We start from the raw sequence: 23,942 nt of genomic DNA on the forward strand, positions 1-23,942 counted from the left end.
ATTGTAGTATTCGTTCGTAAATAATCCGTAAACCAATTCTAAAAAAAGTATAAAATGACTCCCATGACTCCCATGACTCCTAGGACTCCTAGGACTCCTAGGACTCCTAGGATCGAAAGACTTAGACAGCTGTTCGGGATTTTCTCGGGGGAGCGGCCGTTTTCCTGCCGAAATCGGGTATAATGGAATCCAATCATAAGCGCAGAGAGGATTTGCAGGTACCTTGATGAAGATTGTATATGGACAGCGCGAGATCCCCTTCCATGTGGAATACGGGCCGTGGAGCAAGCTTTCGATTCACATCGAGTCTAACGGCTTCATTACGGCGAAGGCTCCCAACGGCACGAGCGGAGAGGCGATTATTCGCGCAGTGGAGAAGCATGCCGCGAAGCTGGCGGATCGGCTTGACGCGATCGAGAAGGCTCGTTCGGCCCCGCAGCTGAAAGAATATCAGGAGCAAGGGAAGTTTCTCCATTTGGGACGCTATTGCCTGCTGCAGGAGTTGATCGACATCGAAGGGCTGGACGAGGATGAACGGAGGCTGAAGCTGAAAAAGTTTTATTTTGCGAGCTGCAAGCAGGTTATCCAGGAACGAATCCAGCCGTATCAGAAGCTGCTGAAGGTGAAGCCCAAATCGGTCGAAATCGTCGAGTCCGTCACCAAGTGGGGCAGCTGCAGCTCGAGTAAGGCCTTAACGTTCAATTACCGGCTGGCGATGGCACCGGTCGAAGTGATCGATTATGTCATAATTCACGAGCTATGCCATCTGCTGCATATGAACCATGACCGCTCGTTCTGGAGGCGCGTCGGCAGCATCATGCCGGATTATAAGGAGAAAGAGGCTTTCCTTGAGCGATACGGACAAGCGATGACGCTGTGATCGATACGAAGGCATTATTACGCATACAATATTTATGAAATTTAAATGTCGAATTTTACTATATTTCCTTGTTAAACATCCTTATTTTAGTATAATGGTACCACATACATTAGCAATTACAGGATGCTTCATGGCCTCGCGGCGATGACGCGAAGGCATGGATCATCGATTTCCGTATGCGATGGAATTCTTTGGGTGACCAACCTCTTAGCTGCTAAGAGGTTTTTTGTTGTTCGCAATAGCTTCGACATCCATAACCGGAAAGGGATATCCTTGAATGAAAACCGTCAAAACAAAGATCATGATTGCCATTATTACGTGTTCGGTCATCGCAGTGCTAGTCGTGGGCTTAATCGGCATCAATACGGCCAATCAAATGCTGAAGCAATCGTCCGACGAGGCGGCGAAGCTGAACGTCGATACGAAGGCCAAAAGCTTGAATCTCACGATCGAGGCGATTGAACAGTCGGTCAATGGCCTTGCCGTCTCGGCGATCTCGATGCTCGACGATGTCCGGAAATTCAAGACGGACCCTGCGTACGTGAAAGCCTATCAAGAGAAGATAAGACCGTTAGCCGAGCAATTCTCGCAAAATACGAAAGGCGCCATGGCGTTCTATATTCGGTTCAATCCGACGTTCACTTCGCCGACGTCAGGGTTATTTCACGCGGATTCGGACGGCGACGGCAAGATCGAGCAGCTGACGCCCACGGACTTCAGCCAGTATGATCCGACCGATCTCGCTCATGTCGGCTGGTACTACATTCCCGTGAACGCAGGCAAGGCCGTTTGGCTGGATCCGTACCTGAACGAAAACATCGGCGTCAAAATGATCAGTTACGTCGTGCCGGTATTCAAGGACGGGGAATCCATCGGCGTTGTCGGCATGGACATTAACTTCAATCTGTTTACCGATATCGTGAACGGCATCAAGCCTTACGCGAACAGCTATGGCGCCTTGTTGAACGCGAATCTCGACTATCTGATCGACCCGCGATTGAAGCAAACCGACAACCTGTCCGCCATCCACGCCGGTCTGGTGGAACAGATCAAGAAGCAAGCGCTTGGCGTCATGACGGTGAAAGAGAATAACGAAGACAAGATGATTTCGTTCGCGAAGCTGTCCAACGGACAAACGCTGCTGATCGATTCGGCGAAAAGCGATATTTATCACGATGTAAACACGCTCACGCAGCGCATTATCTTCGTATTGATCGGTGCTGCGGTCCTAGCCGCCTTGGTTGCGTATTTCATGGGCAGCCGGATTTCGAAGCCGCTGCAAACGCTCATTCTCGACATGAGGCGAGTGAAGGAGGGCGACTTTACGGTTCGCACGACGCTCCGCAGCAAGGACGAGATCGGCGAGATCGGAACGAATTTCAACGGCATGGTCGAAGAGCTGGAGAATCTTACGAGAAGCATTCGCGCGGTTTCCGGCCAGATTCACGTTTCGTCCCGTTCCCTGGCTTCCGTTGCCGAGGAGGTCACGGCTTCTTCGGAGGAAGTGGCGGCATCCCTTCATGAAATCGCCGAAGGCAATAAGATGCAGTCGCATTCGATCGAGAAGAGCTCGGAAATATCCGCGAATTTATCCGATAAATTCAAGCAGCTGCACGATAATACGAACGTCATCCTTCAAGTCGTGGACGGCATGCAGGCGAGCAACGAGAACGGCATGTCGTTGATGAACGGCTTGAACGCGGTCAATCACGACAATGGACAAGCCATTGCCAACATCGAGCGGGAAATCTTCAATCTGAACGACAAGACGCAGAGCATCGGCACGATCGTCGAGCAGTTAAGCCATATCGCGAATCAGACGAATTTGCTGGCTTTGAACGCTTCCATCGAGTCGTCGAGAGCGGGAGAAGCGGGCCGAGGCTTTGCCGTCGTCGCGGGCGAAATCAGGAAGCTGGCGGAGCAGTCGCGGAGATCGACGGAGAGTATCGGCGAAATCGTGCTGAACGTGCAAGCGGATGCCGGCCACACGGTCGACGCGATGAAGCAGGTGAAAGAGCGGGCCGTGGAGCAAACTGCAGCCGTCCTCCAGTTAAGCCAAGCTTTCGCGCTGCTGTCGGGCACGATCGATCAGATAACGGACATTTTGCAGGAGAACGGGGCGTTCATTACGGAAGTATCCGGCGAATCCAATCAATTGGCCGGCGAAGTCCACGAGATGTCGTCGATTTCGGAAGAGAGCGCGGCATCGTCGGAGCAAGTATCGGAAACGATGGCGGAGCAAGTGAAAGGCTTCGGGAAAGTGGTCGAAGAGGCGGAGGCGCTCAATCGATTGTGCGCGGCGCTGGATGAGCTCGTGGAGCGATTCAACGTGCGGCAATAGCGGTACGCGGAGAGACGTCCGTTCCTTCAAATTCAGCGACGGTCTTCACGGAACGCCTCTTAAATCTGCTGTCCAAGCTAATTACCGAGAGGCTGGAGCGAAGGGGCGGCGCGCCTGATGTGATCGGCGCCGGCATTAATCGGGACATTGCGATCTGGTACGGCTCCTCGGCTTTGATCGGCACGATCATCGCTTGGCTCCGGAACGACATGCCGTATACGCCGGTGTTTCTGGCCAAGCAATTTTCCCTTTTGCGTCATTTTCACCAGTCGAAACCGTGAGACCGTATTAGGCTCGTTCAGCCGCTTGGCTAGGGCGGGCATCATGGTCGGTCGTGGTCTGATCGATGAAGAAGCCGGTTAATCCCGCAAAGGGTTAACCGGCTTCTTGTCATTGCTTGTCTATGTCGGCTGCATGAGCGATTCGACAACTCGCCTGCCTGTATCTATCGACAACGTCGCCAATTATCCTCTCGGATAATTGACCTGCATGATGTCCATGAACGGCACTTTCTGCAGGCCGTCGCCGGTCTCGACATGGACCTTGCCCGTCCGGGAATCCATGGTCACGATCTGCCCTTGAACCGGTTCTTCTCTGCCCCACACGGATAATACGATAATGGACTCTTCTTGATAAGCCTCGGTCAATTGATTGCCCAGTTCTTCCAATACGAATTCGTCTCTCGTCGGTCTTTTGGGGACCTTGGTTTTAGCCAACGCTGTCACACTCCGATGTTCAATTTATAGGTTACGCTCCTACTGTCCACGTATAAGGCCGTCTTCCTAGTATACATGAAATTGTCCGCGAAGTACCCAGCCAGCCATTTCCTGTTCATATTCCGTTCATAGAAGATAAGTACCATTCAATCATAAGCGATAGGGGAGGAATTGGAATGGCTGCAACTAGCAACAGAATAGAACCTAATAATGGAGATTGGGCCGTTGAAGCGCAAGGACTCGTCAAAATATTCGGCGATAACCGTGCGGTGGATGGCGTCGATCTGAACGTGCGCGCCGGTACGATCTATGGCGTGCTCGGCCCGAACGGGGCAGGCAAGACGACCACGATCCGCATGCTGGCAACGCTGCTTCGGCCGGATGCCGGTTCGGCGCGCATCTTCGGGCATGATGCGGTGAAGGAATCGCAGATCGTCCGTCAATTGATCGGCGTGACCGGTCAGTATGCATCGGTCGACGAGGCGCTCAGCGCGACGGAGAATCTGATTATCTTCTCGCGTCTCCTGGGGCTTGGACGCGCGGAATCGAAGCGCAAGGCGGAGGAGCTGCTGGAGGAATTCGGGCTGACGGAAGCCGCGAAACGGCCGCTCAAAAACTTCTCCGGCGGGATGCGCCGCCGCCTGGATCTGGCAGCGAGTCTGATTGCGCAGCCGCCGCTCATCTTCCTGGACGAACCGACGACCGGTTTGGACCCGCGCACGCGCGCACAGATGTGGGATACGATCCGCCGCTTAGTCAAGACGGGATCGACTGTACTGCTGACGACGCAATATCTCGACGAGGCGGATCAGCTGGCCGACCGGATCGCCGTCATCGACCGCGGTTTAGTCGTCGCCGAGGGCACCGTAGACGAGTTGAAAGCATCGGTCGGCACGTCTTCGCTGCATTTGAGAGTTCAAGACCCGGCCCATATCGATAACGCGAGACGGACGATCGAACACGTGCTCGGCGTTCAGTCCGCCGTGTCGTCGGAAGCCGCGAAGATTACGGCGCCGATGGCGAACGCCGACTTGGTCACCGATCTGCTGATCGCGCTTCGCGCGGCGGGGATTCCGCTTGACGAGGTGAGCGTGCAGAAACCGACCCTCGACGAGGTGTTTCTCACCATCACCGGCCACGGCGTGAAGGATGACTCGCAATCCGCTGCCGAGGAAGCGAACAAAGCGAAGGGGGCCAAAGCATGAGAACGACTACGACAGCAATGAGATCGGGCGCCGGTCTGAAAAATCATACGAGCTTCCGCCAGTCGGTGCGCCATTCGCTCATGATGGCCTATCGGGGGCTGTTGAAAATCAAACGCACGCCGGAGCAATTGTTCGACGTGACCCTGCAGCCGATTATTTTCACCCTGATGTTTACCTACATCTTCGGCGGAGCGATCTCCGGGGACGTACAAAGCTATTTGCCTATCATTATCCCCGGCATACTCGTGCAGACCGTCATTACGACCTCCATCGTTACAGGCGTACAGCTGCGCGAGGATATGGATAAAGGGGTGTTCGACCGGTTCAAATCACTGCCGATCGCGCGCATCGCGCCGCTTGCGGGAGCGCTGCTGGCCGACACCGTCAGGTATACGATCGCAACCGTGCTCACGTTCACGATGGGCTATATCATGGGTTACCGGCCCGAAGGCGGCCTGGAGCATGTGGCGATCGCCGCGCTGCTCGTGATCTTCTGCTCCTGGGCAATCAGCTGGATCTTCGCCTTCTTCGGCGTAATCGCGCGGACCGCTTCGAGCGTACAAGGGATATCGATGCTCGTCTTGTTCCCGCTCACCTTCCTGTCGAATTCGTTCGTGCCGACCGACACGATGCCGAATTGGCTGCAATGGTTCGTGAAAATGAATCCGATCTCGCATATCGTTACGGCCGTCCGCGATCTGGCGAACGCCGGTACGATGGGCTGGGATCTCGTCATCTCCCTGATCGGCGCAGCCGCTATCGTCGCGGTCTTTGCTCCGATTACGGTACGCGCGTATATGCGCCGGACCTAGCACTTCGGCAATTCCGGTTGTTCATTATAAAAGGTGGCGCAGGAATGAATTCTGCGCCACCTTTTGTTTACCCGTTTCTTCAGCGCCCTTAATGCAGCTCCACGGCAAGCGGCGCCTGCATATAAGTCATCTCGAACTGCGCGGCTGTCAATGGCTTGCTGAACCAATACCCCTGCATATGCGAGCAGCCTTGCCGTTCAAGCAGAATGAACTGCTCCTCCGTTTCAATTCCTTTGGCTATGACATGAATATCCAAATTGCGTGCCGCCGCGATAATTGCTTCAATAACCGCATTGTTCAGCGATGATTTGGAACCGTCGTGCACGAACGCCATGTCGATTTTGATCGTATGGACCGGAACCGTTTGCAAGTGGCTCAAGGAGGAATACCCCGTTCCGAAATCGTCAATGGCGATGCTGACACCCAATGCCTTCAAGGCATTCAGTTTGGCGGTGACGCGATCGCTCCCGTCCAGCGCAATGCCTTCCTTCAATTCGATCGCCAAGTACTTGGCATCCAATCCGGTCTGAAGCAAAATCCGTTGGAGGGTTTGGACCAGCTGGTCTTGCTTAAACTGCTGAGCGGATAAATTGACGGCAATCGGAATCGCGCCCAGTCCGGCTTCCTGCCAAATTCTCATCTGTTCGCAAGCGGTTTGAATGGCCCATTCGCCGATGGCGATCAGTTGTCCGCTCTCTTCGGCAATCGGAAGAAACTCGCTCGGCGGAATGTTCTCGAGCACCGGATCCGTCCAGCGAAGCAGCGCTTCCACGCCGGCCATATTCCTTGTTCGCGCATGGAATATCGGTTGGTAGTGGAGGGTGAAGCGGCGTTCTTCCATGGCTTGGCGCAGCGATTGTTCGATCGATATTCGTCTGGTATGCACATGGTTCATCTGCCATTCGAAGAAACGATAGCTGTTTTTCTCCTTTTTCGCGGCATACATGGCAAAATCGGCATTTTTCAAGAGCGTTTCGGCATTGTCTCCATCGCAAGGATACAGCGCGATCCCGATGCTCGTCGTGACGTAGACGGTTTCTTGGTTCAAGCGGAAAGGATCCTCCATCGAGGCCAGGATGCGCCGGGCCAATGCACCGGCATTAACGCGGTCGGCCTGCGGGAACAGAATGACGAATTCATCGCCGCTCAATCTGGAGACGGTGCCGTTATCGCCGGTACAAGCAGCGAGCAGGCTGGCAAACTGTTGGAGCAGCAGGTCTCCCATCGGATGACCCATCGTATCGTTAATGAATTTAAAGCGGTCGATATCCAGAAACATGACGGCTACGTGCAGACCGGTCTGCCCCGCGTGCTCCAATGCTTCGGCGATCAGCTTATTGAACAAGTTGCGGTTCGGTAATCCGGTCAACATATCATAGTAAGCGAGTTTCTTGATCGCTTCCTCGTAGCGTTTCTTCTCCGTGATATCTCTGGCAATCGTTTGCACGAAGGATTGGCCTTCAAACTGAACGCGGATGGACGTGGCTTCGATATCGATCAGCTCGCCTCCCCGTTTAACCATCTTCAATTCGATGGAATCCGAGGTTCCATCGCCGGATAGCACATTGTGCTGCCAGAGCTCCATCGCCGGATGATAATCGTCGTGAATGAGCGAGATCAGCGGTTTGCCGATCAGCTCGCTGCCGTCCTGGAGGTCCAGCGTATGCTTGACGGCGGCGTTGACGAAGGTGATGAGCCCGTCATTTTGCACGAAAATGGACTCCGGCGAGAACTCGATCAGCCGGCGGTACCGTTCCTCGCTTTCCCGAAGCACTTGTTCCACTCGCTTCCGCTCGGTGAGGTCGCGGATGTATACCGTGAAAATGAGCGCTTTCTCTTTCTTGATTCTGGTCACGGTCATTTCGATCGGAAACTCGCATTGATTCGCATGTAGAGCCGTCGCCTCCATGCGTTTGCCCAGCATCGATTTATTGCTTGGCGCAAGCAGTCGGCTTACGCGGGCGCTGCTGCCAGGATGGGGCGGGATAAGCCGATCGGCCATTTGCCTGCCGATGACTTCTTCGCGTTTGTAGCCGAACAGCTGCTCCGCCGCCGGATTGAACTCGATAACCGTTCCCCGATGATTGAACATCATGATGCAATCGATGGCCGAATCGAGAATCGAGCCTTTCAAAGCCAGCTGTTCCGCCAAGCGCTGATCCGCCGTCAACGAACTGATGAAGCTGATGCCGAAGATCACGATCGTACCGAAGGCGACATAGATCGCCATGTCGACATAGTCCATATTTTGATTATCCATCAGCATGGTCATGGCGTGATCGGGAATGGTCATCGTGGCAGCGGCCATGCCCGTGTAGTGCATCCCCGTGATGGCGATACCCATGAGCAGGCCGCTCATCCAGAAGCTTTTGTGCGTATGGAAGGAGAGGAAGAGCGCGGTAATGGAAGCGATGATGGCAATGATGATCGAGAGCGTGAATAGATAGGGATTATAAGAGATCGCGACCCCTTCCAAAGCGGACATGCCGATATAATGCATCCCGCTGATGGCGAGTCCCATGAAACCGCCTCCGATCAGCAGCTTGTACTTGTTAAAGCGCGGGCGGCTGGCGGATGCGAAGCCGAACAATGAACCTAGGAAGGACACGAGGATCGAAACGGCGACCGTTGCGACATGGTACGATGCGCCCTGGGGCAAATGGAAAGCGAGCATGGCGATAAAATGCATGGACCAAATGCCGAGCCCCATGACGAAGGCCCCGCCGACCAGCCACAGCGTCTGCTTGCGCCCTTTGGATGACAGGACTCGCTTCGCTAAATTCAATGCCGTGTAAGAAGCGAACAGCGCAATGATAAAGGATAAACAAACCAGATACACATTATAACTGCTTGTCAGGTGAGTAGAAGCTTCCATCATATCCTTCACGCTCTTTTCCGTTTGTCATCTGGAGGATCATAGGGCGCCGTGAGAAATCAGCTCGTTTGCTTCGATTTCATGCCGCTCAATAGGGTGTGATCGCTGTGATGCGTGCGGAAGGCTTATTTTAAACGTCGTTCCGATTCCCGTAACGCTTGAGATTGCCGTCGTGCCTTCATGACTCGCAATGATTTTATTGCTGATCGTCAGTCCGAGTCCGGTTCCTTTCTCCTTCGTCGTGAAGAAAGGCTGTCCGATTTGATCCAGCATGTCTTGCGGAATCCCGCAGCCGTTGTCCGTAACGGACGCGACAATGGCATCTCCCGCCCGCTCGATCCGAACCTGGATCGTCCCCCCTTGCGAAGCCTCGATCGCATTCTTGATAATATTAATGAAGACTTGCTTGATCTGGTTCGCATCGCATTGAATGAACAGCGGGGCTTCCTCGTACTCGATTTGAATTTGGACGTCGTTCAGAATGGCCTGCGATTCGATCAGGGAGATCACGTGCTCCAGCAATTCGCACATGTCCATCGGTTTCCGATGCGCGTTCTGAGGCTTCGCCAACATCAGAAGCTCGCTGATGATAAGCTCCATGCGGTTGATTTCGGACATCATGATCGGCATATATTCCGGCTTCTGAATCCCTCGCTGCAGCAGCTGGACGAAGCCTTTGACCGAAGTGAGCGGATTTCGGATTTCATGCGCGATCCCTGCCGCCAGCTGTCCGGCCAGCGACAGCTTCTCCGAGGCGCGGATGAAGGATTCATTCTTCTTGCGTTCGGAGATGTCGGTGAAATTAATGACGGCGCCGACGACGGTCCGTACATTGAACATCGGCGTGATATGGAACTCCACGGGGAGCGTTTCGCCGTTCTTGTGATAGATCATGTCTTCGGCCGACTTCTCGGTCCCCGTGTCGTAGATGTTCCGAACCGGGCATTGCGGTTCGCCATTCACGGATGCGAGGAAGTACGGCGGTTTGCCGACAACCTCGGCGGATTGAAAGCCGGTGATCTTGGCTGCCGCCGAATTCCAGAACACGACGTTCTTCTGTTCATCGAGCCTTAATATGCCTTCGTCAACCGAGTTTAAGGTAAGGGAATACATCATGTTCAACTGCCTCAGGCGTTCTTCGCTTTTCTTCAGCCGGCTGTCAATCATCAGAATGACGACGGAGTACACCAGGATGATCGCCACGACGAACACGACCGTGATGGCGAGAATCAAATTGTTCATATTTTGAACGGGAGAATTCTGCGGCCCGTGAATGTGCTGCGGATGGATAACCGGCATGTTGCCGTAATGAAGAAAACTAATGGCTATGGACAGAGCGAGCGCGCTCAGCATTTTGAGCCAAATCCCTGCTTTGAAAATCCGTTTTTCATGAAACACGCCAATGAAGACAGGCATGAACAATAGGATGGACGGAACGGAGAACGGTTGACCGAAGTGCATGTCCTCGTTCATCTTAACGGCATGCATGCCGACGTAGTGCATCGCGCAAATGCCGGCCGTTTGCACGGCGCCTGCAGCAATCAACAGCTTGTTCCGTTTCCTCGAGACAGCATATAAGAAGAGCGACAGCGAGAAGAAGGACATGAAGATGACGATGAACATGGACAGGAATACGGTACCGAATCGGTAGATCGCGTTAACATCGAAGGGATAGGCCAGCATCGCGACGAAATGCATGGACCAGATGCCGACCCCGAATACGAATGCAGCGCTTACAAGCCAGAATAATTTGGCATAGCCTTCCGTGAACATGCGCTTTACTAGATGCAAACAGATTAATGAAGAACAGAAGATTTGCAGAAAAGCCGCGCTCGCCAATAAGAAATGTCCCATGATGCCTCCTGAAAATCATGTTGTACCGGTTCTTCGTGATAAAACAAAAAAACCCATCAGGTGATGAATGGATTTCCGATTTTACTCGGCAGCCTTGTCTACCGTCGTATCGCTAGATACATTAGGCCATGGCTTTGCGTCCCACAGTTTCCAAATGGTTTGCCCTTATCGCAGGTATGCGGTTGGATGGGACTGGAAACGGATTCCCTTTAATTCATTATAAGAATAACCGATCCAATGTATATAGCGAATTTCGTCGAAATGAAATAGCGAATCGTTCAATCGCATCTCCGATCCGTTCCGGGATCTCTCCAATCAAATTCAGGAGGTGTCCGCGGCTGCAGTTGCAAACTGGCGGATACGCTTCTGGGAACAGCGGCATCAAACGGTTAAACATCGAAAAGCCGCGTCCGGCTGACGTGGCATTTTTGGGTGAAACGACAATTTTTTCAACATTTTGCTAAAGTTTTTATTAAATTTCATTGAATTCTGTGAAAATGTTAATCCAAATGCGCTTACCGGCTATGTTATAATTTTGCCCAGAAGATGAACGTTGGAAGCTTAATCCAACCAACTTGCTCAACTGGGAGGTACGCATGATCAGAGATAGCAAGCCGGCGAGAAGGCTAATAACTGCAGCGATAATGGGATTGCTGATGCTTTGCATCGGACCGTTGTCCATCGTATCCGCAGCGTCGACCGCGGTTGCAGCAGATGCGATAATTAAAGTGAACGGCGAGAAAGTGAAGATGAGCGGTTCAGAAGCTTTCGTCTTCCTGAACAGGATGTACGTGCCCGCGGCTCGGATCGCCGAGGCGTTCGGAGCGAAAGCAAGCTGGGACAACGACAATGAGGAATTAACGTTACATACGGCATTAGGCGATGATATCGTGCTCGGAAACGGCGTGCCCGTTGTTTATTTCAACGAAGAGCGCTATCGGATGGATGCCTATCCGTTCGTGAAGAACGGCAGGCTGTTCATTCCGCTGCGCCAGCTGGCGGACTTGCTCCATGCCGACATGAATACGAATGAAACGGCAGACGTGATTAATTTAACGGCAGTGAAGCCGGCTGTCGTGACGGAAGCGTATGGTTTGGATGAAATCAGCGCGGATTTCGGTATCGGCAAGTCGATGCTATTGAAGCGGAACGGGTTGAGCGGCAACGCCGTGATCAAGCCGGGCACGAAGCTGAAGGTAGCGATTCCGTCGTTCTTCGATCAAGCTGCGAAGCCGTACACGGAGGCCGATTACTTGCTCCTTGCCAAGATTACGATGGTTGAATCAGGTTATGAATCGTATGCGGGACAGCTCGCGCTAGCCAATGTGATCTTAAACCGGGTGAAGGACCCGCGCTTCCCGGATTCGGTTCGCGACGTGATTTATTCGGGGAGACAGTTCCCTCCGGCCCATAACGGTCTGCTGGATCGAAGCAAACCGAATGCAACTGCCCTGCGCGCTGCCAAGGATGCGTTGAACGGCCGTAATAACATTAAGAACGCCGTATATTTCTTCAATCCCGACATCTCCACCGGATCGTATTGGTCCAGCCTGGATGTGGTCGCAACGATTGGCCATCATCGTTTTGCAAGATAAATGAGCAAGCAGCCAAGTCCGCTATGGTCTCCGATTGAAGCCATAGCGGATTTTTTTCGTTGCGGGGCTTGTTCCGTTGGCATAAGAGACAGGAGCTGCGGATCGGGCAGTCAAGAGGATGAAATGCGGCTCGCAGTCGGCTATAATGATTAAGGCCGTCTATCGAGGCGGAAAATTGCGGTAACCTTAAGGAGCGTATGAGATGACGACGATCAACGAATTTATTGGCGAATGGCTAAGCCATCGCAAAGTACTGCATCAGATGCTGGAAGACGTCACGACAGAACAGCTTCAACTGAAACCATGGGAGAAAGCAATGACGCTTTCCGGACTGATCCTGCACATTACCGGAGCGATGGGCATGTTCGCCAACACGGTGAAGAACGGCGTTTATACGCAGGCTGTTCCGCCAAAAGCATTCACGACCATCGATGAGCTTCGCGCTAACATCGCGGCGGACACGGAAGAAACGGAAGCGATCCTGAGATCCATCGCGCCGGAACAGCTGGAGCAATCGATCGATTTCTTCGGTCATGCCATGACGGGCAGCGCGCTGCTTCAGAATGCCAAAGACCATGAAATTCACCATAAAGGCCAATTGTTCATCTATTTGCGCCTGGCAGGCATCGAGAAACTGCCGTTCTTCGTCTATCGCGGCTAGATTGCAGCAGACCAAGAGAGATTGCGCGAGGCGGATCCGCTGCGTGACTGCTCGGCTGTCGATATCGAACGACAATATAAAACCGCTAGACGCATGAGGTTCATGACGTTTAGCGGTTTTTTGTGTCATCATGCGCTTGAAAAAGCGGGCAGATGACGATTATTTGCCGGGAACGTAGTAAGCGCGAAGCGCATCCTTGATGCCGAGCGGATTGCCGCGCAGGTCTTTGGCGCTGAAGAAGACGTCGCCATCCACCTCCGGCTTTGTCTTGTCGTAGTCCAGCTGGCGGATCACCTCAATGGAAGATTGCCAGCCGACCTCCGCGGTGCCCAGTTTATAGGGCGAGTGGCCAATGTAGAGATCCACGCCGGTGCCTTTCACTTCGTTCGCCCACCAGTCAACCAGCTTGCCGTACGGCACGGCCAAGTTGTCGAAGCTCCAATAGATTTGCGGCGTGACGTAATCGACCCAATGCTGCTGGATCCACATGCGGACGTCCGCATACATGCTGTCGTAGTCGGTGACGCTCGCTTTCGTCTCCGAGCCGGTCGGATCGGCGCTCTTGTTACGCCACACGCCGAACGGGCTGACGCCGAAACGAACGCCGGGCTTCAGCGCATGAATCGACTCGCTCAGTTGGCTGATAAACGCGTTCACATTGCCTCGCCGCCAATCGCCCAAAGTCAGGTTCAACGGATTATACGCTTTGAATGCAGCCGAATCCGGGAACTCGCCGCTCGAAGGATAGAAGTAATCATCCAAATGGACGCCGTCGATGTCATAACCGCTTACGGCTTCCATGATCGTATCGATAATATGCTGACGCACCTCCGGGATGCCCGGATTCAGATACGGTTTCCCGCCGGAGTAGACGATCCAATCGGGATGCTGCAGGATGACGTGATTCGGCGCAAGCGTATCCGTCTTGGCATCGACGCTGGCCCGGAACGGATTGAACCAGGCATGAAACGTCATGCCCCGCTTATGCGTTTCCGCTACCATATACGTTAATGGATCGTAGGTAGGCGCTTTGCCTTGCTTCCCGGTCAAAAATTTGGACCAGGGAACGAGGGACGACGCATAGAGCGCATCGCCGGCAGGTCTGACCTGCACGAATACCGCGTTCAGCCCCATGTCCTGCAGATCGTCCAAGAGCTGCGTGAATTCCGCTTTCTGCTTCGCTTCGTCGCCTGCGGATGCGGCGCTCGGCCAATCCAAGTTGTAGACCGTCGATACCCAGGCGCCGCGCAGGGAAGCTGTGCTGCTGCCTTGTCCGGTGCCGGGGTTCGTGCCAGTGCCAGTGCCAGTGCCAGTGCCAGTGCCAGTGCCAGTGCCAGAACCGGGGTTCGTGCCAGAGCCGGAGCCAGAGCCAGAGCCAGATCCCGTTCCGGAACTGCCCGTGTCATAGAGAAATATGGATTTGCTTGCCTGTTCCCAGACTACCGTAAGTCCCAATGATTCGCCGACGAACCGCAGCGGCACCATGACTCTTCCCGACATGATCTGGACGCTGCCGTCCAGCTTGACCTGCTTGTCATCGACGAGCGCGCTATTCTGTCCGCTTTGCAATTTAATGAGCGTATGCGAACGTTGAATGGTCACGGAGCGCGATGACGGGTCCCAGTTCACGACGGCGCCGAGCCCTTCGCTAATAACGCGGAGCGGCACCATGGTCATATTCAGCTTCGGTATTACGTAGGGAGGGACGTCAGCCGGTAATTTCTCGTCCTCCAGATAGATCGCAATGGCGTTGGCTTTGGAAACGGATGATTGCTGAGAGGCGGCTTTCGCGTCTTCCAGCCGGACGCTCATTGCGAATAAGAGCAAAGCAAGCAGCAGACAGCAGATTCGAGTTGATTTCACAGTCGGGTGATCGGTAGTCATAGTTCCTCCTAAGTGTTGGTATATACATAGACGCGGAAGGATAGCTCGAGGTTGCGAGGAATCGCGAATGCGAGGATAAAAGACTTGCATGAATGCGATCGAAAACATAAACTGAACATAGAAATTACAAAATGAACATATATGAACGAACTATGCGTTTGGAAGAATTAAAATCAACGCAAAACTAAGCATGAAAGCGATGAACGGAATGAACCCACTGCGAAGATACGAGAAAATCATGGAAATGCTGCTGGCCGAGAGGGAAGTAACGGTCGCCGAGCTTACCGAACAGCTGCACGTGACAGGCAAGACAATCCGGGAGGATCTGGCGAAGCTGGAGGAGAAAGGGCTGCTGCTGCGCATTCACGGCGGGGCGGTGCTCGCGCAGGAGAATCAGCACGGCATTCTGTCGCCTAAGCAGGACGAGGTTCCGGTCGAGCATCGGGAAATCGCGGCTGCGGCTGCGGCGCTCATCGAGCCGAACGAGGTGATCGCATTGGACGGTGGCCGGACGACGCTGGAGCTTGCCAGACGGCTGCCGGATCAGCCGCTGACGATCGTGACGAACGACCTGTTCGTCATCGCGGAGCTTGCCCGCAAAGAACGGATACGCCTTGTCGTTCCCGGCGGCTATCAGATGCGCAACATGCTGATCGGCACGGAAGCGGAAGCCTACATCCGCAAGCTGAATATCTCCAAGGCGTTTCTGTCCGCCACGGGCGTTCATCCGGAGTATGGCTTCACGATCTATTCGGGCGAATCCGTCGATATTAAGCGCGCGTGGCTGGAAACGGCAAAATCGTCTTACGTGGTGGCGGACCATCGTAAATTCGGGCAGGCGGCGCTGTTTACGTTTGCCAAATTAAACGAGGTCAAAGCGATTATTACGGATTCGGCTATGCCGTCCGAGACGGCGGAACGGTTTAAGCAAGCCGGGGCGAGCCGGATCGTGCAAGGAACCGAGCATTAATTTGACGGGCGTACCGGCGTTGTTCCCGGTATGACCGGACATTGGACAGGCGCGATGGCAGTGATTTTGCCGTCGCCGGGCTGCTTCATGCAGCGCGGTTCCGCGCGAAGTGGAAGCGCTTTATCCTGTGCGGATAATGCGCGACGGCCGCGGCAGAATGGATGGTTGCACGGCGCAGCTAGAATCGGCTTCAATGCAGGAAATTCAGGAGAGGAGAGATCGCGATGAATCGGGCGTTTATTCGCGCAAGCCTGGAGAACGGAGCGCCGTCCGGCGCAGCACTGTTGTTCCCGTCAGAGGACCAAGCGCAATTCTGGAGCCGGGTGAGCACGTCGGCGGACTACGAGGCTATGGTCGCGGAGATTAAGTCGGAGGGACTGAGATTGCTCGGGGAGCCGATTCCGGAGCTGCGCTACTCGCTGTTTACGCTGTTCGAGACGACGGGCAGCAGGCTGGCCTATGAAAGGGTCTATTTCGAGAAGCGCAGAAGGCTGAACGCGATGGCATTCTTGACGCAGCTGGAGCCGAACGATGAGCGGTACCGAACGGCGCTGCACGATGTGATATGGTCGATTTGCAATGAATATACGTGGTGCCTGCCGGCGCATTTGCGAGATTCGGCAGAAACGGACGGCGGACAGGCGTTCGCGATCGATTCGCCGGAATGGAGCAGGCGGGAGCGCAGAACGGCGATCGATCTATTCTCGGCGGAGACGGGCTTTGCGTTATGCGAGATTGCATGTCTGGCCGGATCCGAGCTTCCTCCCCTCCTCCGGAGCAGAATTGTTGAAGAAGTCGTCCAGCGGTTGTTCAAGCCTTACTTGCTTCAAGGTCCTTACTTTTGGGAAACGGTCGATAATAACTGGGCTTCGGTTTGCGCAGGATCCATCGCGTCTGCGGCGCTTCTGCTGTTGGACGAAACGGAACGATTGGCGGAAATCGTGGAGAAGGCGCTCGGCACGATGAATCATTATTTGTCCGGCCTGGGCGATGACGGCGCTTGCTTGGAAGGCGTCGGCTACTGGAATTACGGTTTCGGCTATTTCGTTTATTTCGCCGATTTGCTGGAGCGGCGGACGAAAGGCGCGATTGACTTGTTCGAGAACGATAAAGTGCGGCAGATCGCCCAATTCCAGCAGAAGGCCTATCTCGACGGCGATACGACGGTTAATTTCTCCGACGCCGTTCAGCATGCCAATGTCCAAATCGGTCTCTCGCACTACTTGGCCGGCCGTTATCCGGAGACAGCGCCTCCGCCGAACGCGCTTCGGGCGCCGTTCACGGAGGATCATTGCAGCCGCTGGGCGCATGCGTTCCGCAACCTGCTCTGGTTCGACCCGCAGATGAAAGGCGAGAGCTGGGCGAGCGGCGATTATTATTTGCCGAATGCCCAATGGCTCGTTTCCCGCACCGCGCCGGGAGCCGGGCGGTTCGGTTTTGCCGCGAAGGGCGGCCATAACGAGGAGCCGCATAACCATAACGATATCGGCCAGTTCATCCTGACGGGCGATGGCGAGGTATTCGTCTGCGATCTCGGAAGCGGCGAGTATACGGCCGACTATTTCGGAGCGGGGCGGTACGGTTACGATTGCAACGGCTCGCAGGGGCATTCCGTCCCGGTCGTGGACGGCAAGCACCAGATCGCGGGAAGAGCAAACGCCGCCCGCGACGTGACGGTGTCGATCGGCGAGAAGCAGGACGAGCTGATGTTCGATATGGCAGACGCGTACGGCTTGCCGCAGCTGGAATCGCTGCAGCGGCGTTTCGTGTGGCGGAAGTCCGAGCTGCCTTCGCTTACGCTGGAGGATGTCTACCGTTTCTCATCCGTGCCCGGCGCTATCGTGGAACGCATCGTTTCCCGTATCAAGCCGGATTTGACGCTGGCCGGCATTGTAACCCTGCAGAGCGAAGAAGGGCGGAGACTCGCGATCCGTTACGATGCCGAGCAGCTGCGGCCAAGCGCGGAAAACCATACGCTGGCCGATCATTTCGGCCGGGAAACCGACTGGCATGCCATCGATTTTCAGGTGCTGGCGCCGAGGCTGGAGCAGCGGGTTCAGTTGACGTTCCAGTTTGAATGATCGGCGCGCTGCACAGCTCTGTGATTAAGCGAAATCGCTGGATTGAAGCAGATGATGAGGAACTTTGCTCGCCATTCATGATGAAACGGGAGGGGTACAGATGAATCAAATGAACCAAACCCATGAAGCGCTGCAAGACGGGCAAACGCTCGATTGGCTGGAAGGGGCATGGCAGCAGACGGCCGCCAAAGTCACGCGCACAAGCAAACGCATCGGCAGCGGTTTTCCGCATGCCAGCGTGAACGGCGTTTACGCGCTGGAGGCGCCGGAATGGTGGACGGCGGGCTTCTGGCCGGGTCTGCTCTGGCTTCTGCATGCGGAAGAGGGGGACGCTTCGTTCCGGGAACTGGCTCAGCGGTGCGAAGAAGCGCTTGACCCGGTGCTGGCGGAATATTACAGGCTGGATCACGACATGGGCTTCATGTGGACGCTGACAAGCATCGCGCAGTATAAGCTGCTTGGCACGGAAGAATCGAAACGCCGTGCGCTCATCGCCGCGAACATGCTGGCCGGCCGTTTCAATCTGAAAGGCCGTTACATTCGTGCCTGGAATCCGTGGAGCGAAGAACATGACAATTCCGGCATTGCCATTATCGATTGCGCAATGAATATGCCGTTATTGTTCTGGGCGTCGAACATGACGGGCGATCCCCGTTACCGCCATGTGGCCGAAGCGCATCTGGATACGGTGCTGGAGCATTTCATCCGGCCGGATGGATCCGTTTATCATATCGTCCGGTTCGATTCCGTCACCGGGGAGTGCGTCCAGCATATCGGCGGTCAAGGCTACGCGCCGGAATCCGCTTGGTCGCGCGGGACGGCGTGGGCGTTATACGGCTTGACGCTGGCTTACCATCATACGGGCAAGACGGCGTATCTGGACGCGGCGAAGCGCGTCGCGCATTTCTTCCTGGCGCATTTGCCTGCGGACAGCGTGCCGCATTGGGATTTCCGTCTCCCGGCCGGCGTCGAACGATTCCGGGATACGTCCGCCGGCGCCTGTGCGGCGAGCGGGCTGCTCTTATTGGCGGACAAAGTTGCGGACAAAGATGCGCCGTACCGTCCGGCCGCGATTCGGATATTGGAGTCGCTGTACCGGAATTACGGCGCCTGGGAGAACGAGAACGAAGAAGGCCTCATCCTGAGCGGGACCAGTCACTATCCGGAAGGCAAGAACGTCAACGTGCCGCTCATCTACGGCGACTATTTTTTTGCGGAAGGCTTGGCAAGGTTGAAGGGCGCGGCAGCGACATTCTGGGAGTAGCCCGTTGCGTGAGCGTATGAGTGGCGTATGAGTGAGCGAGAAAGCCAGCGGTTTGCGATCCCTATTCCAAACGATCGAAGGAGGACTTTATTCATGATTTTAGGCGCACAATTGTATACGGTGAGAACGTTTACGCAGACGGAAACGGACATCAAGCGGAGCTTGCAGAAGATTGCCGCTATGGGGTATTCCACGATTCAAGTATCGGGCACGGGCAAGATCGCGCCGGAGACGCTGAAGGGGATTTGCGACGAACTGTCGCTCCGCATCGTATTGACGCATGTCGGTGCCGACCGGCTGGTTAACGAGACGGAAGCCGTCATTCGGGAGCATGAAGTGTTGGACTGCCCGTATATCGGCATCGGCGGGCTGCCCGATAAATACCGGACGACGGACTGGTACGGCCATTTCGCGGCGGATTTCCGGGATGCGGCCAAGCAGATCGCGAACGCCGGCAAGCTGTTCATGTACCACAACCATAATTTCGAATTCGAGAAAATCGGCGGCAAGCGGATGATCGAACGGCTGGTCGAAGACTTCTCGCCGGAAGAAATGGGCATTACGCTCGATACGTACTGGGTGCAGGCTGCCGGCGCGGACGTGTGCGAATGGATCGGCATTCTGAAGGACCGTCTGCATTGCGTGCATCTGAAGGACATGGACGTTCGCGGCATGACGCCGGTCATGGCGCCCGTAATGGAAGGCAACATGAACTTCAAAGCCATCATGAAGGCGCTCGAGCAAGCCGAATCGGTGAAATATCTGCTCGTGGAGCAGGACACCTGCGAAGGCAGTCCGTTCGATTGCCTGCAGACGAGCTACAACAACCTGGCCTCGCTCGGCTATCGCTAAAATAAACAAGCAGCCAATCTTCCTTACAGTGGAAGATTGGCTTTTTACGTTCGTTTGCTGGAGGGCGGCGTGCCCGGCAAGGCGGCCTGCGCAGAGGTGCGCGGAACGGGGTCCCGGGAAGAGGCGTGTCACGGCACCCCGCGCAGAGGCGCTGCACGGCATCCTGCGATGCACTGCACTGCACGACAACCCGCTACGCTACCCGCCCCGTTCGCCGCGCTTATAAGCCGACGGCGTCATCCCCGTCATCTGCTTGAATTTTTTGTAAAAGTAAGATTCGCTGTCGAAGCCGCATTGGGCGCAGATCGCTCCGATACTGTCGTCGGTGCGCAGAAGCAGCTCTTTGGAGAGCATAATGCGTTTCACGACAACATAGTCGGTCACGTTCATGCCGGTCAGCTGCTTGAAGACGCGGGAGAAGTGGGACGGCGTGATGGCCGCCCGGCGGGATAAGTCGGCCAGCTTCAGGTCGGCGTCTCCGAGATGGGCATCGATATAGGTCAGCGTTGAGCGCATCCAGACCGGTTCCGCGCCGCCCGGCTCGTCCTGCGCCGCCGACTCCGGAACGGCCATCCGGTTTACGGTCAGCAGCAGCTCGTGGATGCGAATGAGAATCGCCACTCGATAGTTCGGCAGCCTCGTTATGCCTTCGCGCTGGCTGTCGTCGAGCAGTCTTGCGATCGTTTCCCGCTCGGCGGCAGACGTCTCCAGCTTGTACTGTTTTCGTTTGCGGGCTTGTTCGAAACACCGCAGCAAGGAATAGGATTCACCGAGATTCATGGGCTGTATCAGGGACGGGGCGAAGAAGAGGGCGCTCGACGTAACCGGCGTCCGCTCGTCGGGAAACGCGCGATGCACCGTATTCCCCGGAATCAGAAACACGTCTCCCGGCCGCATGTCGTAAAAGGCGTGATTGATGAACAGCGTCCCTTTGCCGGCATACACGTAAATGAGCTCATGCCAATCGTGCAGATGATCCGGCAGCTCGCGCTGCGGCGATTTGGTGTCTTTATAGACGAGGCTGAACGGGAAGTTGTCGCTGTCTTCGAATCGCTTATGAATGGCTTGCATGGCTAAGACCTCCTCGACCTTCATGCATCTCTATGAATCATAGCAAAATCGAGCAGCAATATACATCATTCAGATGATTTGATGCGTAATTATGATGGAGTAGAATAAATCGTAAGCGGATACAGCAAATCCAATGAAGTGCCAAAGGGGTGCAACGCATGTCAGGTACACTGAACGCCGGGTTACTGGCCGGAGACGAACGCAGCGAATACGAGCGGATGAACGGCAGCGCCGCGAACATCCTGCAGATCGGCGAAGGAAACTTCCTGCGCGGGTTCGCGGATTGGATGATTCATACGTGCAGGAAGCAGGGCTTGTTCGCCGGCAGCATCGCCGTGACGCAGCCGCGGCCTGCGGGACAGAAGAAGATTGCGCAATTGGCCGCGCAGGACGGGCTCTATACGCTGGTCGTCCGCGGTCTGGAGAACGGCGAGCGCGTGGAACGCCGCGAGGTCATTAAGGCGTTCTCCCAAGTCTTCGATCCGTACGCCGAGTGGGGACGGTTTCTTGCGCTGGCGGACAATCCCGAATTGGAGCTCGTGATTTCCAATACGACGGAAGCGGGCCTTGCTTATCGGCCGGAGCCGCTGGCGGACGAGACGCCGACGCTGTCGTTCCCGGGAAAAGTCGCGCGGCTGCTGTATCGCCGTTACGAGACGTTCGGCGGCGCGCCCGACAAGGGACTTATTTTCCTGCCTTGCGAGCTGATCGATCGCAATGGAGATACGCTGCGCGAATGCGTCCTTCGTTACGCGGCGGATTGGCAGTTGCCGGAGGCGTTCGCGAACTGGGTGCGGGCGCATAACCGGTTTCTGAACTCGCTGGTCGATCGGATCGTGACCGGCTATCCGGACGACGAACAGGCGGAAGCCTGGTTTGCCGAATGGGGCTATCGGGATGAAATGCTGACGGCCTGCGAGCCTTATCATTTGTGGGCGATCGAAGCGGAGCCTGAGCTGGAACGCCTCCTTCCGCTGCGCGCGGCAGGATTGAACGTGCATTGGGTCGACGATCTGACACCGTTTCAGCTGCGCAAAGTCCGGCTTTTGAACGGCGCGCATACGTTGATGACGCCCCTGGGACTGCTTCATGGGCTGGAGCATGTACGCGAGCTGATGGAGCAACCGGCATGGAGCGAATTCGTCAGGCGCACGGTGGAAGAGGAAATCATTCCGTCGCTCCCGTACCCCGAGCCGGACATGCGCGCTTATGCGGAGGCGGTGTACGAGCGGTACTTGAATCCGTTCATTCGCCATCGGCTGTACGATATCGCCATGAACAGCCTCAGCAAAGTCCGGGCACGGCTGCTTCCCTCGATGGCGCATTACGCCGAGCGCGGCGTGCAGGTGCCTGATGGGCTGGTTAAAGGATTCGCGGGCTTGCTCCGGTATTATCGCGCCGAAGAGCGGGACGGCAAGTTTGTCGGCCGGACGCTTGCGGGCAGCGAATATGAGCTAAGAGACGATGCGGGACTGCTTGCCGTTCTTGCAGCAGCTTGGAGCGAGCGGCAACCAGTGGAAAAAACGCTGTCGACGCTGCTCGCGGATACGGCATTGTGGGGACGGGACTTGTCCGGTTGGCCGGGCTTTACGGAGCGGGTTCTTCACTACTGGAACGAATTGGAGCGGCTGAACGCATGAACAATGGGATTCGATTATCGCCGCGCGGCCATGTTGAGAATTCGGCAACGCAGGGAAGGAGAGACGCATGAGAGGAATTGTATGCAAAGAAGTCGAGCGGTTCGAAATGACGGAGCTGGAGGAGCCCGCATTCGCGGAAGGAGAAGCGATCGTGCGCATTAAGCGGATCGGCATCTGCGGCACCGATCTGCATGCTTTTAAGGGCAATCAGCCTTTCTTCGCTTATCCGCGGATACTCGGTCACGAGCTGTCCGGCATCATCGAGCGTATCGGCGACAATGAAGCCGGCCTGCAAATCGGCGATCAAGTGAGCATCATCCCTTACCTGCATTGCGGCGCTTGCATTGCCTGCCGCAAAGGAAAAACCAACTGCTGCGCGTCGATGCGGGTACTCGGCGTGCATACGGACGGCGGCATGCGCGAGCGGATTTCCGTGCCGGTCACGCATCTGCTCGGCACGAACGGACTGACGCTTGAGCAAGCGGCCGTGGTGGAGCCGCTCAGCATCGGCGCGCATGCCGTTCGGCGCTCGGGGCTTACGGCGGGAGATACGGCGCTCGTCATCGGGGCAGGACCCATCGGCCTTGGCGTCATGACCTTCGCCAAACAACTGGGCGCTAACGTCATCGCGATGGATATTAACGACGAGCGGCTCGCCTTTTGCCAGCAGTGGGCATCTGTCGATCATACAGTCAACGCGCTGAAGGATCCGGTTTCGCGGGTGAAGGCGATTACGGACGGGGATTTCCCGATCGTCGTCTTCGATGCCACCGGAAACGCCAAATCGATGTCGGACGCCGTCCGGTTCGTGGCGAATGGCGGAACGCTGGTCTACGTCGGGCTCGTGAAGGGCGATATTTCATTCGACGATTCGGAATTCCATAAACGCGAGACGACGCTGATGGGCAGCCGGAACGCGACGAAGGAGGATTTTCTGCATGTGCTGGAGGTGCTGCGGAGCGGCGCGATTGACGTGGAGCGATACGTCACCCATCACGCCTCGTTTGATGAAATGATCGAACGATTCGAGGATTGGCTGAACCCGGCATCGAAAGTGATAAAGGCGATGGTCGAGTTGTAAGGGGTGTCGGAGCCCTGACATCGCTGCGAATAATGATGGCGTTCAACCAAATAGTCATGTATAATAGATGACTTCCGACTTTCGGAAGTCGTCTTTTTTTTGGTGCGGAATATTACCTAGGAAATAGAGTCAGTCACATCATCGGCTGCATGCGGAGGAA

18 protein-coding genes and 1 riboswitch are annotated in these 23,942 nt (G+C 55.4%); of the genes, 13 read left to right on the forward strand and 5 right to left on the reverse strand.

Annotated features, from left to right (window positions below):
* Positions 1-226 precede the first annotated feature (226 nt).
* From GZH47_RS26390 to GZH47_RS26400, 3 genes are all read left to right on the forward strand, one after another.
* On the forward strand, positions 227-880 hold the full coding sequence (locus GZH47_RS26390; protein WP_162643972.1) for a M48 family metallopeptidase: 654 nt from the start codon (positions 227-229) through the stop codon (positions 878-880).
* A gap of 277 nt (positions 881-1,157) precedes the next feature.
* Positions 1,158-3,221, forward strand: coding sequence for a methyl-accepting chemotaxis protein (locus tag GZH47_RS26395; protein ID WP_162643973.1), 2,064 nt, complete (start codon positions 1,158-1,160; stop codon positions 3,219-3,221).
* The gene (locus tag GZH47_RS26400; protein WP_318653429.1) at positions 3,218-3,502 is read left to right on the forward strand and encodes a TetR-like C-terminal domain-containing protein; all 285 of its coding nucleotides are present in this window, start codon (positions 3,218-3,220) and stop codon (positions 3,500-3,502) included. The genes GZH47_RS26395 and GZH47_RS26400 overlap by 4 nt, the downstream gene beginning before the upstream one ends.
* 183 nt (positions 3,503-3,685) lie before the next feature.
* On the opposite strand, the gene GZH47_RS26405 is transcribed toward GZH47_RS26400, so the two are convergent.
* Positions 3,686-3,937 carry a YolD-like family protein gene (locus tag GZH47_RS26405; protein WP_162643974.1) on the reverse strand — a complete coding sequence of 84 codons (252 nt, stop codon included), beginning with the start codon at positions 3,935-3,937 and terminating at the stop codon, positions 3,686-3,688.
* A 176-nt stretch (positions 3,938-4,113) separates the two neighbouring features.
* Between GZH47_RS26405 and GZH47_RS26410 the strand changes: the two genes are divergently transcribed.
* Both GZH47_RS26410 and GZH47_RS26415 read left to right on the forward strand, forming a co-directional pair.
* Entirely contained in the window at positions 4,114-5,142 is a 1,029-nt protein-coding gene (locus tag GZH47_RS26410) for an ATP-binding cassette domain-containing protein (protein ID WP_162643975.1), read from the forward strand.
* Positions 5,139-5,954: an ABC transporter permease gene (locus GZH47_RS26415; RefSeq protein ID WP_162643976.1), complete on the forward strand. Its 816-nt coding sequence runs from the start codon at positions 5,139-5,141 to the stop codon at positions 5,952-5,954. Before GZH47_RS26410 ends, GZH47_RS26415 begins: the two co-directional genes overlap by 4 nt.
* Positions 5,955-6,042: 88 nt before the next feature.
* On the opposite strand, the gene GZH47_RS26420 is transcribed toward GZH47_RS26415, so the two are convergent.
* Both GZH47_RS26420 and GZH47_RS26425 read right to left on the reverse strand, forming a co-directional pair.
* Complete coding sequence (locus GZH47_RS26420; RefSeq protein WP_162643977.1) at positions 6,043-8,832, reverse strand: bifunctional diguanylate cyclase/phosphodiesterase; 2,790 nt, start codon at positions 8,830-8,832, stop codon at positions 6,043-6,045.
* 36 nt (positions 8,833-8,868) lie between these two features.
* The gene (locus tag GZH47_RS26425) at positions 8,869-10,683 is read right to left on the reverse strand and encodes an ATP-binding protein (RefSeq protein ID WP_162643978.1); all 1,815 of its coding nucleotides are present in this window, start codon (positions 10,681-10,683) and stop codon (positions 8,869-8,871) included.
* Between the two features lie 84 nt (positions 10,684-10,767).
* Positions 10,768-10,857: riboswitch (cyclic di-GMP riboswitch) on the reverse strand.
* Between the two features lie 422 nt (positions 10,858-11,279).
* Here GZH47_RS26425 and GZH47_RS26430 point away from each other — a divergent pair.
* Together GZH47_RS26430 and GZH47_RS26435 are read left to right on the forward strand one after the other, a co-directional pair.
* Positions 11,280-12,278: a cell wall hydrolase gene (locus GZH47_RS26430; RefSeq protein ID WP_162643979.1), complete on the forward strand. Its 999-nt coding sequence runs from the start codon at positions 11,280-11,282 to the stop codon at positions 12,276-12,278.
* 202 nt (positions 12,279-12,480) lie between these two features.
* The gene (locus GZH47_RS26435) at positions 12,481-12,939 is read left to right on the forward strand and encodes a DinB family protein (RefSeq protein WP_162643980.1); all 459 of its coding nucleotides are present in this window, start codon (positions 12,481-12,483) and stop codon (positions 12,937-12,939) included.
* A 159-nt stretch (positions 12,940-13,098) separates the two neighbouring features.
* On the opposite strand, the gene GZH47_RS26440 is transcribed toward GZH47_RS26435, so the two are convergent.
* Positions 13,099-14,823 carry a family 10 glycosylhydrolase gene (locus tag GZH47_RS26440; protein ID WP_404823729.1) on the reverse strand — a complete coding sequence of 575 codons (1,725 nt, stop codon included), beginning with the start codon at positions 14,821-14,823 and terminating at the stop codon, positions 13,099-13,101.
* 199 nt (positions 14,824-15,022) lie between these two features.
* On the opposite strand from GZH47_RS26440, the gene GZH47_RS26445 reads away from it, so the two are divergent.
* From GZH47_RS26445 to GZH47_RS26460, 4 genes are all read left to right on the forward strand, one after another.
* Positions 15,023-15,793: a DeoR/GlpR family DNA-binding transcription regulator gene (locus GZH47_RS26445; protein ID WP_318653385.1), complete on the forward strand. Its 771-nt coding sequence runs from the start codon at positions 15,023-15,025 to the stop codon at positions 15,791-15,793.
* Between the two features lie 224 nt (positions 15,794-16,017).
* Positions 16,018-17,874, forward strand: coding sequence for a heparinase II/III family protein (locus tag GZH47_RS26450; RefSeq protein WP_162643981.1), 1,857 nt, complete (start codon positions 16,018-16,020; stop codon positions 17,872-17,874).
* 100 nt (positions 17,875-17,974) lie between these two features.
* Complete coding sequence (locus GZH47_RS26455; protein ID WP_225446226.1) at positions 17,975-19,138, forward strand: YyaL domain-containing protein; 1,164 nt, start codon at positions 17,975-17,977, stop codon at positions 19,136-19,138.
* 93 nt (positions 19,139-19,231) lie between these two features.
* Positions 19,232-19,990 carry a sugar phosphate isomerase/epimerase family protein gene (locus tag GZH47_RS26460; RefSeq protein WP_162643982.1) on the forward strand — a complete coding sequence of 253 codons (759 nt, stop codon included), beginning with the start codon at positions 19,232-19,234 and terminating at the stop codon, positions 19,988-19,990.
* Positions 19,991-20,188: 198 nt separating this feature from the next.
* Here the strand turns inward: GZH47_RS26460 and GZH47_RS26465 are convergent, their stop codons facing one another.
* Positions 20,189-21,061: an AraC family transcriptional regulator gene (locus GZH47_RS26465; protein WP_162643983.1), complete on the reverse strand. Its 873-nt coding sequence runs from the start codon at positions 21,059-21,061 to the stop codon at positions 20,189-20,191.
* Between the two features lie 158 nt (positions 21,062-21,219).
* Between GZH47_RS26465 and GZH47_RS26470 the strand changes: the two genes are divergently transcribed.
* Both GZH47_RS26470 and GZH47_RS26475 read left to right on the forward strand, forming a co-directional pair.
* Positions 21,220-22,701: a tagaturonate reductase gene (locus tag GZH47_RS26470; protein WP_225446227.1), complete on the forward strand. Its 1,482-nt coding sequence runs from the start codon at positions 21,220-21,222 to the stop codon at positions 22,699-22,701.
* A 67-nt stretch (positions 22,702-22,768) separates the two neighbouring features.
* Positions 22,769-23,782, forward strand: coding sequence for a zinc-binding alcohol dehydrogenase family protein (locus tag GZH47_RS26475; protein WP_162643984.1), 1,014 nt, complete (start codon positions 22,769-22,771; stop codon positions 23,780-23,782).
* Positions 23,783-23,942: the final 160 nt, after the last annotated feature.

The organism is Paenibacillus rhizovicinus, assembly GCF_010365285.1.
Lineage (GTDB): Bacteria > Bacillota > Bacilli > Paenibacillales > Paenibacillaceae > Paenibacillus_Z > Paenibacillus_Z rhizovicinus.